Genomic DNA, 11,502 nt, shown 5'->3' on the forward strand with positions numbered 1-11,502 from the left:
TGAAATGAGCGATGGGGAGATTACGAGCGGAATCCCTTGCTGGCGCTGCGGGCTTGTGTGATGCGTCATTGCCCGTCACGGACGTAGCGGATCGCTGCTTCGAGGTGGTCTTCATCGTTGATGAACCGTCCGCTGCCGCCTTCGGTCCACCAATTTGTGCGTTTTGCGTCAAACTCGGACTTCAATCGCCGCGTGCACCACGCCTTGAACTCTTCGCGCACCTTTTTCGGTGGCACGGCAGCCGCGGTCACCACGACATGCGCGTGATTCGAGCGTGCGTTGACCGCATGCAGCATCCATTTCCGATGGTCGCAGTGATCACCGATCGTCCGCTCGATCAGCGCTCGTTGCGATCGCGAAAGCAGCAACGGTTTCTCTTTCAGCCGAGCCGAAGAGTCTTCTCGCAGAATCGGCTGCGGCTCTTCAATTCGGAACACGCCTTTGTCGACCCATCCCCGATCATCCCCCGGCAGCCACGTCCCGTAGGTCGTCCACGTGATGAGGTACGCGAGTGCCTCACCGTGCGAGGGTATCGACATATGAGGACTCTTAAGACAAAGAAGACGTCACACAAGCCCGACGCGCAAGCGAGGGATTCGCTCATGGGCTTGCCCGCCACGGGGCACTGTACATTTAAATCACCATTGTGGCAAAAACGCAATGTTATTCGGGATTCTAGGAGCGAAATCCCTTGCTAACGCTGCGGACTTGTGAGGGGCATTTATGACGCGACGGGCATCCGCACGGCGACGCCGCGTTCGGCCAGATACCGTTTCACATCCGGGATGGGGTGCGTGCCGTAGTGGAAGATGCTCGCCGCCAGCGCCGCGTCGGCTCCGCCATCAGTCAGCACGTCGTAGAGGTGTTCCGGGGCACCAGCTCCCCCACTGGCGACGACCGGGATCGTCACTGCCGCGGCGACGGCTTTGGTCATCTCGATGTCGTACCCGTTTTGCGTGCCGTCGGCATCCATACTGGTGAGTACGATCTCACCCGCCCCAAGTTCCTCCACGCGCTCCGCCCACGAAACTGCCTCCAACCCCGTCCGCTTTCGCCCGCCATTAATGTGCACTTCCCATACTTCGGGCAGCTCACCATCGCGGACCTCGTCCGTGCTCTCGATACTCGACTCTCGCTTCTCGACTCTCTTCGGATCGATATTCACCACGATGCACTGGCTGCCGAACCTGAGCGCCGCCTGCCGGACGAAATCGGGATTCTTCACGGCTGCGGAGTTGATTGAGACCTTGTCAGCCCCCGCGTTGAGCAGCCGACGGATGTCGTCGAGCGTGCGAATTCCGCCGCCGACGGTCAGCGGCATGAAGACCTGATCGGCGGTCCGCTCGACGACATCAAGAATGATGTCCCGCTCTTCGTGGCTCGCCGTGATGTCGAGAAAAACGAGTTCATCCGCCCCCTGCTGCTCATAGCCGGCGGCGACCTCCACCGGATCGCCCGCATCACGCAGATTGACGAAGTTGATGCCTTTGACGACCCGCCCCGCGTGAACGTCAAGGCAGGGAACAATGCGTTTGGCGAGCATGTGCGAGTCGAGTGTCGAGAGTCGAGAGTCGAGGGACCGACTCCCCCGGGAGGCCCATCATAGTTTAGCCGCGCCCGACAGGAAGCGCGGCCGCCTACTCATCCGACTCCTCCTCACTTTCCGGCATCCAAAACGCAATGGTGCAAAACGCGAGGATCACGCTCCACGTCAAAATTTGAACGGCGGCAAGCAGCGTCAATTCGGATAACAGAGGTAAGACTGATCCGTACGGCACTCCGAACGCGACAACGAACATCGCGGTGCTGATCACAATCCCCGAGACAATCACGCTCCAGGAATTCAGCAATCCGAATCGGCTCAGCACCCACGCCGTCGGTATGCCGATCACCCACAGGCCGAACATCGACGGGAAGATTCCGATAAAGCCGAACATCATCCCGAAGAAAATGGTCTTTTCGGCATCGAATGCATCTGCGAGGCCGTATTGCTGCCCTGTACCAACACAACTCAACAGAAACTCGCCAGCCGCGATGATAAACCCGCCGCCAAAACTGGCGAATGGGGCGACCCCGAACGCACCGTAGAGTCGAATTCGACTTGTTGCCGCCATGGTTGCTCAGTCCGAAACCTGGACGCGATGAGAGGGTCCACCCAATTTGATACGCAAATGGACCTGCGATTCAACGAATGGGGTCGGTTCGTCACGATTCGCCCCTGTCCGCCATGCTTGAGGCGCGGCGAACCCTCAGCCTACCTTTCGCCTCTGAGGTATCGGCAGATATGATACCCGCAACACGCCCCCGTAGCTCAGCTGGATAGAGCAGCGGACTTCTAATCCGCAGGTCGTAGGTTCGAATCCTACCGGGGGTGCTTGCAGAGGTGAGGGTTGAGTGGTGAGAGGTGAGGGGAAGAAGGGCGGCTGCTTTCGCCTGCTTATCGGTGACAGGACTCGGGGACGATCGACGGTTCAATGCGTATCGCGATCGTGACTGCGGGTGGGGCCGGGATGTTTTGTGGGTCGTGCATGCACGACAACACCTGGGCGCGGGCCCTACGCGATGCGGGAGAAGATGTCACGCTGATCCCGCTTTACACACCGATCCGCGTTGATGAGGAGAACCTCAGCACCGACCGGGTCTTTCTGGGCGGCATCAATCTCTATCTCGACTCGCAGTACCACTGGTGGCAACGCGTGCCGCGCTGGATGAAGGGGATGCTTGACTCCCCACGGCTGCTGAACTTCGCATCACGGCTCGGCGTCAGCAATGATGCGAAACAGCTCGGCGAATTGACGCTTGTGACGCTGGCCGGCAGCGAAGGCCCCCTCAAGCGGGAGATCGAACCTTTCGTCGATTTTCTCATCCGCGACATTCAGCCCGATGTCGTAATTCTGAGCAACGCACTGCTCGCCGGTGTCGTCCCGGCACTGCGTGAAAAATATAAGGGCCGCCTCGCCTGTGTCTTGCAGGGGGATGACATTTTCGTCGATGCGCTCCTGCCCGACTACCGGTCACGCGTGCTTGAACGACTAGCTGAACTCGGCACCTATTTCGACCTGTTCTTCACGCACAGTCGCTACTACGCCGACTACATGGCGACTTACCTTTCGCTGCCGCGGGAGAAGTTTCGGACGCTGCCATTGGGAATCGATTTGTCGCCCCATCACGGCCTGCCGCGCGAGCAGCCGGGAGAACCGTTTACGGTGGGATATTTCGCGCGGATCTGTCGGGAGAAAGGCCTCCAAAATCTGATCCCCGCCTTTCGAGCGTTTCGCGAGCAACATCCGACCGCACGGCTCGTCGCCGGGGGTTATTTGAATCCCCACGACAAACCGTTCTTCGAGTCGATTCGCAAAGACGCCGCCGACCTCGGCGATGCTTTTCATTACGCCGGATCTCCTGAGACGCTGGCGGAAAAGATCGAGCTGCTCCGGTCTTTCGATGTGCTGTCCGTCCCGACCGATTACCATGAGCCGAAGGGGCTTTACGTCATCGAAGCGTTGGCCAACGGGGTTCCGGTGGTCCAACCAAGGCACGGCGCGTTTCCCGAATTAGTCGAAGCAACCGGTGGCGGACTCCTCTATGCACCGGGCGATCTCGAAGAACATGCGGCCCACCTGAGCCGACTCGCTTCCGAGCCGGAACTCCGCCACGGACACGCCTCCCGAGGCCACGCGAACGTCCGCGAACACTACGGGCCGGATGCACTCGTGCGGGCAACGCGCGAGGCGCTGAGCCAATAAATATCGACCACGACAAGCCGCGCACGTAGTAAGCGGATCGAGCGCGGGTTGATGCCCGCTTGGTTGATCCGCTTACTACGTGCGCGGCTTGTTGAGTGCGCGTCCTTTATGGGCTTGAGCGCTCGACTGCGACGATCTCACCGAGAAGTTCGGCCATCCGCCGGTGACCTTGGGGTGAGAGATGAATGGAATCGAGCGTTGCCCCGCCGGAGCGGAGGATCGTCGCGAAGTCATGCTTTGGGATGAGTCGGGCACCATACCTCGAGGCAAGCCGACGTTGGCTCCGCCCGTACTCGACCATCAGCGGCGGGAGGGGGAGTTCGAACATCAGAATCTGCCGCCCATCGGCGACGCACTTCGCCAGCAACAATTCAAGATTTCTGTCAAAGTCGCTCAGCGTTGTACTGCCGAGCAGATCGTTGCCTCCGATCTCAATCACGACGAGATCCGCGTCTTCAATGCCGTCAGCTTGCTCGATCGCCAATTCGGCGGTCGCGCCCGCTTGAGAAAGATTATTCACGTCCAGTCGCGTCGACCCAGCGAGTAACTGCGGCCAGAGGATCGACTCACCTCCGACCCCGGCGGTCACGGAATCACCTATGATTGCCACTCGGCTTCCGTGGGGAAGGGCCAGCGCAGGTCGCACGTGATAGGGCGCCTCGACGGCAATAAGCACGACCCAAAACGCAGCGAGCAGCATCGTCGAATGCTTCGGACTGATCCGTCGAGCGATAAACTTGCGAGTCCGAAAGAACGCCCACAGCAGCGTGAGCAGACCGATCATCCAACCGGCGTACAGAGGCGTCGGCGTTGAACTGAGGGCGACCAGCAGTAAACCGATCACCGCAAGCAGGCCGACCCATCGATTGACGATCGATCGCTCGGAGCGGGAGGCGCCGCAGGCCGCGAGAATCAGGGCCGCGCCGACAAAGAAGATTCGGCCACCCACAATCCAAACGATCAACCAGTCGCTCGCCACGTGATCGCGTTCCCGCTGGTCGCTCTATTGTAGCGCGTCACAAGCCGCGCACAAAGTAAGCGGATCGAGCGCGGGTTGATGCCCGTTTGGTTGATCCGCTTACTTCGTGCGCGGCTTGTCAAATTTCCCTCGAAGAGATCTATCTTACTCGACTTCGAGATCACGCAGGGACACTTCGCGATCGCCGGCGGCATTGCGATCGATGGCGGACCAGTCGCGCTCGGCGGCGATTTCTTCTTCGGTCAGCCCCTGCTCCTCGATCATCCGCTGGGCTTCGACCGAGTAGCGGGTGAAGGGGAGAGCTTCAAGCCGGGCGATCGGGATCGGTGCCCCGGTCATTTCGCAAATGCCGTAGCGACCGAGCTGAAACTTCTTGACGGCCGTCTCGATCGCGACGATCTCTTCGCTGTGGTGAGCGGCGAGCATCGTGCCGAGTTCGGCCATCGAGTTCGAGGTGGCGACATCGCCTTCATCCCCGCTGGAGTCGTTGCGGGTCTCGTCGTTGGCGAGCATCCCGCGGAGCTCATTGCGACGGGTGACCAGACTCCGTCGAAGCCGTTCCAACCGTTCTTTCCGAGTCATAATCCCACTCTCCGGCTGTGACTGTTCGCGGTCGAGCTATCGTTTTCCGCCGAACTGAATTGTCTGACTGATCTGCAACAAGGCACAGCCGATTCCGTCGTTCGAACGAACTCCGAACCGATTGAATTCGAAAAGTCCGGAAAAGTTCCCCCGACCGGCAAAGGCGGAGAGGGCCTCCGAGCTACCTACAGGGCAATCCCTGCTATTGTGCCACCCACGTTACGTCAAAACGCTCAAACGTGTTGGCAAGTTTTGATCGGTGCGGCACAAAAGTCAATCCGGGCAAATTGATCCGGAGCTCGGCCAACACAACCGTAAATCAAATAGAGATAAGAGTTTACAGCTTAAATCTGATCAAAGACCGAACGAGAGCACGTACAGAATCAGGAAGACACCGACCATGAAAATCATTGTTTTGACAAAAAACGACAGGGCCCGTTTGAGAATGACATTGGGCAATTCATAGCGGCTCGCGTTGTAGACGAGACAGATGGCAGCCGCGAGCGGCAGAAGATAGATCAATTTATTGTCCATTTGGTCTCATCCCGAAGCGGAATCGGCCGTTGCCGGCTCCGCGGCTGATTCGGAATCGTCCGGCTCATCTCCATCGGACGACTTCGGCTCATCTTTTTTGGCTTTGTACCCGGGCTGAAGCTCTGGCTCGTCACCGCGTCCGTAGGCGGGACCTTCGAAGGCATCCCAGACCGCGAAAATGTTGAGCAGGCCCGCGATCCACGTAAATACGAACGCGATTTCGAGGCCGCTGCCGAATCGCAGATGGAGCCGGTCTTCAAGCTCATCGTCGAGCGGGACCTGATACCAATTCAAGATCGACCGCGGGATCACGCCGTCAAGTTCGACCTTCCGAACGTTCGGCTGCTCCGCAAAAGTGCGGGGGACACGCAACTCGATCTCACGATCGGCCGATGCCCGGACCGGTTCCTCGAGCCGTTTCAGCCCGTCGAGCGGAATCTCGATCGGCTCGCCCTCGGCATCGAAGCCGGTGAACACGCCTTTCTCGCCTTCGAATCCGAGACGAATACGTCCTCGGATTTCCGCGCCGGTCGATTCTTCTCCGTCGAGAAAATCGATGTCGATCTCCCCGCGGAACGGAGCATCGATCGGATCAACGAGCACGCTTTGAGGAATGTTCTCTCGGCTCACGAACCGCCGCTGCTGAAGCATTGCCCCCCAGGCGGGAAGCCCCGCGAAGAACTGGGCGCCGTAACCTTGCAGCACGCGTCGGCCCAGTCTCTGCCGCGGTTGCAGCTTCATTACGGCTTCGGTGCTGTCGACGTAAACGATCTTCCAACCGCCGAGCGCCTGTCCCCACAGGAACAACGTCATGATGCAGCCGCAGTAGACGGCCGCTTTCACGAACCGCCCCTGATACAGATGCCCCAGGCCCGGGAAGGCCAGCGCGAGCAGCCCGGCGAGCCAGCGGTTTTTCAGATCGACCTTCCGGTCCGTCTCGGTCATACGATCGGGTGCAAAGAGAGCGACTGTCAGGGTGCAGGAAGAACGGTCACCGGGCGAGCGGTGCTGTGCGGTCGAAGCCGGGCCGCATCATCCTTCGCGACCGACCAGTGGGGCAGTCTAAGTGGAAGTGAAAGCAGAGACTAGCCCACGGCATCAACGTCGTTGGGGAAGGCTGTTCGGATTTGAATATCTCGACGATAGCAATTGCCCGGCACGACGTTCTCGCATCCCTGTTCGCTGGGAACGACGCGGCGCTGGAAAACCAAGTCAAATCGGCCGGGCAATTCAGAACGACCAGTACAGTACGACCAGATCAGAACGGCCAGTTCAGAACGGCCAGATAAATGGCGTCAGCACGAGCGTGATCGCAGCCACGATCAGCGACAGCGGGCCGCCGAGCCGCAAGAAGTCGCTGAATCGATATCCGCCGGGGCCGAACACCATGAGGTTCGTCTGATAGCCGATCGGCGTCGCGAATGTCGCCGCGGCTGAGACCACGACCGCGATCGCGAACGGCTTGTGACTGACGCCAAGCCCGGTCGCCCCGGCCATGGCGATTGGGAAGAACAAGACGGCTGCCGCTTTCGCCGTGATGAGGTTCGTGAAAATCATCGTGAGAAAATAGACGATCGCCAAGACCACCCACGGGTTGTCGCCAGCCGCTCTAATCAGCACTTCCGCGATCACTCGGGCACCCCCGGTCTTGTCGAGGGCCGCCCCCAAACCGAGACCCGCCGCCATCGTGATTAGAACCGACCAATCGATCGACCGCCGGGCGTCGGCAATCCGGCAGCACCGGAACACGACCAGCAGACCGCCCGCCAGGAGCGCGGCGGTCATCATGGGGAGGAGCCCGGCCGTTACGACGGCCACCATCGCAACCATCACCAGCCGGGCCAGCCACGCCTTGTCGTGTCGTGGAGGAGTGGAGTCTTCAACTTCACTGACGAGAAAGAAATCGCGACTATTACGGCGGGAGGTCAGAAACCCCGGCGGCGCCTCCAGCAGCAACGTGTCGCCCGGCAACAGCTCGATGTCCCCGATCTTCTGACGCAGCCGCTGCCCGTTACGAGCCACCGCAATCACGACCGCGTTGTAGTGCGAGCGGAACCGCGCCTCTCGAATCGACATCCGCAAGAAGGGACAAGTGTTGGAGACGACGGCTTCGACCATGACCCGTTTGTCGGTCGGCGCATTCAATTTGAATGTCTGATCGGTTGCCGGAACGAGACCGGGAATTTTGCGAAGGTCGACCACCGAATCAACAATCCCGACGAACACCAATCGGTCGTTGGCCTCGAGGCATTCCGTCGGGGCGACCGCGACGAGCGTGCGGTCACCACGCTCGATCTCCGAGAGATACATTTGCGACAGGTGCCGCAGGCCGGCTTCTTCGATCGACTTGCCCACCAGCGGACTACCCGGCTCGACCGTCATTTCAACGGTGTATTCCCGCGGGTCATCTCCGAACGTGATCGCGGGACGACGTTCGGTCAATATTTTCTGACCGGCGAACAGGAGATACAGCAGGCCAAATATCGTTGCCGGAAAACCGACCCAAGCGACCTCAAACATCGACAGACCGGCGCCGGTCCCGAGGTCGTTAAGCCGCTCATAGTCCCTGAGCAGTCCATGCACAACGAGCGTGGTACTCGTGCCGATCAGCGTGCAAAGCCCGCCCAGAATCGCCGCGAACGACAGCGGCATCAGCAGGTAAGTCACGCTGATCCGATTCTTGCGGGCCCAGTCGGCAACGATGGGCATCATCATGGCCACGACCGGGGTGTTATTCAAAAAGGCGCTCATCACCGCCGAGGGCGTCAGGATCCGCAGTTGGGCCACGATCAACGAGGTGGGCCGACCGATCCATTGCTGACCAATGAAGCTCAAACCGCCGGTCTGCTTAAGCCCTTCGGCCACAACGAAGAGCGCCGCCACCGCGATCAGACCTTCATTGGCCATCTCTTCGAGGGCGTCTTTCGGGGCGATAACACCGCAGGCCAGCAGGACCGTCAGACCCGCCGTGAGTACCGCATCGGGCGCCGCTCGCAAGAACGTGAGCGCGGAGACGACCGCCGCCAGAACGACGAAGACCGCCGGAATATGGAACGCCTCCGGAAGCATCACACGCCCGCCTTACGCACCGCGGCCAGTACGGCTTCATGAGCGGTCCCGTTCGACGCGACCACGCCGCGATTGGCCGAGAGGCCAGCCCCTTTCGTGAAATCGAGAGGCTTGCCGTCGACATCGGTCACGGTTCCCCCGGCTTCCTCGACTACAAGGACGCCCCCCGCGTGATCCCAAATTCGTTCGACGTATCCGGGCCGCGTCGGCAATCGAAGGTAGAGGTCTGCCTCCCCCCGGGCGACCGTCGCGTACTTCGCCTGACTGTCGAGCCGCACGGGATCGGAGCTGATTCCGAGTTCCTCGGCGATCTGCGCCGAGTGCCCGTGCGAACTGTGACCCGACTCGACCGATTCACAAAGTCGAAGTTGAGAGGTCTCCGAAGTCGACGAGACACGAACGTCTGCGGTCTCGTCGGAGTCGATCGCCATTACCGAAATGCCGGCTCCGCGTTCGGCCACAGAGATCGCGCCGACCGGTCCGTCCGCGCGGTCTGGATCGAACACCAGATTCGGGCAGCCGAGCAACCCGAGGACGATCTCGCCCTCCACGATCAGAGCAAGGGCGACCGCATATTGGCCACCGCGCAAAAACCCCTTTGTGCCGTCGATCGGGTCGAGCGTCCAGAACCGTGGTGAGAATTCGGTCGCGTGCCCTTCGTCGATCCACTCGCAAACCTGTGCGGCATCGGCTTCGATCCCGACGGCCGTCACCTCCGCGGCGATTCGGCCGCGGAACTCAGCCATCTCCGCCTTCTGTAACGCCGCCGCGTCTTCTTCGGCGATGATCGGATCGTCGGGAAATGACCGGCGAATCGCTCGACAGACGATGGCCTGACTGGCGAAGTCGGCGATCGTCACCGGGCTGCGATCCGATTTATCGAGCTTTGCCGGATCGACGGCGGAACGCACATTTCGGCAGGCCAGGCAGGCCGTGCGCACAGCCTCGAGCGCTACTTCTCGCTCGCGTTGATAACGACTCGACATGCTTAGTCCGTGACTCGAAATGGGAAGACTCGCGCGAAGTGTATCCGATGATGCCGCCGATGTAGACCGAACGTGAGTGGCGCTGCGAAAGCGGATGACACATCGAAGTTGATGATCGTTCGATCGCGCGAAAAATGACTAACGCCGTTGAGGAATCAAGATTTCTCGTTCCGGGGGCGGCGAAAACGCGGTCCCCGGCCACCCGCCGCCGGCGACCGCCGAAGTGGACGACGCACTTCGAAAGCCGAGATAGCTCTTAGGCTGCGACTCTTGACTGCGGTTGCATTCCGCCAAGCCGCTCGAGAATCGCATCGGCCGCCCGAGAGGTCGCTCCCGGTTCGGCGGCGCCGGCGGCAAGCTGACTCAGTTCGCGCCGAGACCGGTCGAGGTCCTGCGGACAGGCCAACCAGCGATCGACCGCGTCGGCAATCACTTCGGCGTGCCAATTATCGTCCGAGGCGAAGCGGAACTCCGGCATGACCTCCCGGCCCGCGATCAGATTGACGAGCGTGATAAACCGGCATTGCAGAAAGATCTTGTCGAGAACGGCCCACAACATGTTGTACCGGAACACGACCACCGCCGGTGTGCGACGGGCCATGACTTCGAGACTGACCGACCCCGAAACGATCAGGCAGCATTCCGCCAGTTCGATGATTTCGGATGTCTTCCCGACCGAAAATTCGACCGGGAACGGATTTTCGAGGTCTTCGTAGGCCGCCTGACAGATTGTGCGATGTTCCTCGCGATAGTTTGCGACTCGGAAGTTGACGTTGGGATGCTTCGCGGCGAGCCGCTGCATCACGTCGAGCATGATCGGCCAATTGCGTGCAATTTCCTGCCCCCGCGACCCCGGCAGGATGCCAACGGTGCGACGCTCGTCCGTGGAGCGCTCCACCAGAAAATCCTCATCGAGTTGCTTCTCGGCGACAGCATCGAAGAACGGATGTCCGACGAAAACCGCATCGACGCCGCGATCCGCATACCATTCGGCCTCGAATGAAAGCCCGCAAAGCACGCGGTCGACGGTGCGGCGAATCTTGCCGATCCGCCAGCCGCCCCAGGCCCACATCTGCGGCGGCATGTAATAAATGACTGGAATTCCGAGCTTCTTCGCCGCTTTGGCCACCACGAAATTGAATCCCGGAAAGTCGACCAGAATTAGGGCGTCGGGTTTTCGCTCTCGCATCAACTGCTTCGCCAGCCGGGCAAGTCGGATGAATTGCCCCAGCAACGGGATGATTTTGAACAGCCCCATCACGGCGAGATCGGTCAGTTGAAAGTCCTGCCGCTGCCCGGCGGCGGCCATCTGCGGACCTCCGTAGCCGGAGAATTCCGCATTCGGAACCCGCTTTCGCAGTTCAGCGATCAGGTGCGCGGCGTGTTCATCGCCGCTCGGCTCGCCGACCGAGAAGAAAAAATGCATAGTGCCATCCATGGCAGGGCTGCGACCGCGGTCGCGGAAATCTCCAAGTCGCAATTCTCGACAACCGCCCGAGTCGGTCAATACCAGCCCGCGGGAGGAGCCAAAAGAGTGGCCCGGACAACGTCCGGGCGGCGAAGCCGCCAGAGCAATCAGCGGAGCCGGAAAGGCTAACTCATACAA

Annotated in this window: 11 protein-coding genes and 1 tRNA gene; 2 read left to right on the top strand and 10 right to left on the bottom strand. The window is 60.4% G+C overall.

Features of this window, described 5'->3' with window-relative positions:
- Nucleotides 1-65 precede the first annotated feature (65 nt).
- From Pan189_RS15410 to Pan189_RS15420, 3 genes are all read right to left on the bottom strand, one after another.
- Nucleotides 66-539: a transposase gene (locus Pan189_RS15410; protein ID WP_145364858.1), complete on the bottom strand. Its 474-nt coding sequence runs from the start codon at nucleotides 537-539 to the stop codon at nucleotides 66-68.
- 182 nt (nucleotides 540-721) lie between these two features.
- Nucleotides 722-1,543 (bottom strand): imidazole glycerol phosphate synthase subunit HisF, encoded by an 822-nt coding sequence (hisF, locus tag Pan189_RS15415; RefSeq protein WP_145364859.1) that lies wholly within the window; start codon nucleotides 1,541-1,543, stop codon nucleotides 722-724.
- A gap of 94 nt (nucleotides 1,544-1,637) precedes the next feature.
- Complete coding sequence (locus Pan189_RS15420; protein WP_145364860.1) at nucleotides 1,638-2,114, bottom strand: hypothetical protein; 477 nt, start codon at nucleotides 2,112-2,114, stop codon at nucleotides 1,638-1,640.
- 186 nt (nucleotides 2,115-2,300) lie between these two features.
- Here Pan189_RS15420 and Pan189_RS15425 point away from each other — a divergent pair.
- Both Pan189_RS15425 and Pan189_RS15430 read left to right on the top strand, forming a co-directional pair.
- Nucleotides 2,301-2,374 (top strand) — tRNA-Arg (locus tag Pan189_RS15425).
- A 100-nt stretch (nucleotides 2,375-2,474) separates the two neighbouring features.
- Nucleotides 2,475-3,746 carry a glycosyltransferase family 4 protein gene (locus Pan189_RS15430; protein ID WP_145364861.1) on the top strand — a complete coding sequence of 424 codons (1,272 nt, stop codon included), beginning with the start codon at nucleotides 2,475-2,477 and terminating at the stop codon, nucleotides 3,744-3,746.
- Between the two features lie 106 nt (nucleotides 3,747-3,852).
- Here the strand turns inward: Pan189_RS15430 and Pan189_RS15435 are convergent, their stop codons facing one another.
- The 7 genes from Pan189_RS15435 to lpxB all read right to left on the bottom strand — a co-directional run bounded on the left by Pan189_RS15435 (nucleotide 3,853) and on the right by lpxB (nucleotide 11,322).
- A complete protein-coding gene (locus Pan189_RS15435) occupies nucleotides 3,853-4,725 on the bottom strand; it encodes an SGNH/GDSL hydrolase family protein (RefSeq protein ID WP_145364862.1) in 873 nt (290 codons plus the stop codon).
- Nucleotides 4,726-4,869: 144 nt separating this feature from the next.
- Nucleotides 4,870-5,307 (bottom strand): TraR/DksA family transcriptional regulator, encoded by a 438-nt coding sequence (locus Pan189_RS15440; RefSeq protein ID WP_145364863.1) that lies wholly within the window; start codon nucleotides 5,305-5,307, stop codon nucleotides 4,870-4,872.
- A 354-nt stretch (nucleotides 5,308-5,661) separates the two neighbouring features.
- A complete protein-coding gene (locus Pan189_RS15445; RefSeq protein ID WP_145364864.1) occupies nucleotides 5,662-5,841 on the bottom strand; it encodes a hypothetical protein in 180 nt (59 codons plus the stop codon).
- A gap of 6 nt (nucleotides 5,842-5,847) precedes the next feature.
- Nucleotides 5,848-6,786 carry a DUF6677 family protein gene (locus tag Pan189_RS15450; RefSeq protein WP_145364865.1) on the bottom strand — a complete coding sequence of 313 codons (939 nt, stop codon included), beginning with the start codon at nucleotides 6,784-6,786 and terminating at the stop codon, nucleotides 5,848-5,850.
- Between the two features lie 327 nt (nucleotides 6,787-7,113).
- Entirely contained in the window at nucleotides 7,114-8,910 is a 1,797-nt protein-coding gene (locus Pan189_RS15455) for an SLC13 family permease (RefSeq protein ID WP_145364866.1), read from the bottom strand.
- Complete coding sequence (locus Pan189_RS15460; RefSeq protein ID WP_145364867.1) at nucleotides 8,910-9,896, bottom strand: 3'(2'),5'-bisphosphate nucleotidase; 987 nt, start codon at nucleotides 9,894-9,896, stop codon at nucleotides 8,910-8,912. Before Pan189_RS15460 ends, Pan189_RS15455 begins: the two co-directional genes overlap by 1 nt.
- Before the next feature lie 256 nt (nucleotides 9,897-10,152).
- Nucleotides 10,153-11,322 carry a lipid-A-disaccharide synthase gene (gene lpxB, locus Pan189_RS15465; RefSeq protein ID WP_310820572.1) on the bottom strand — a complete coding sequence of 390 codons (1,170 nt, stop codon included), beginning with the start codon at nucleotides 11,320-11,322 and terminating at the stop codon, nucleotides 10,153-10,155.
- Between the last annotated feature and the right edge of the window lie 180 nt (nucleotides 11,323-11,502).

It is taken from the genome of Stratiformator vulcanicus (genome assembly GCF_007744515.1).
Lineage (GTDB): Bacteria > Planctomycetota > Planctomycetia > Planctomycetales > Planctomycetaceae > Stratiformator > Stratiformator vulcanicus.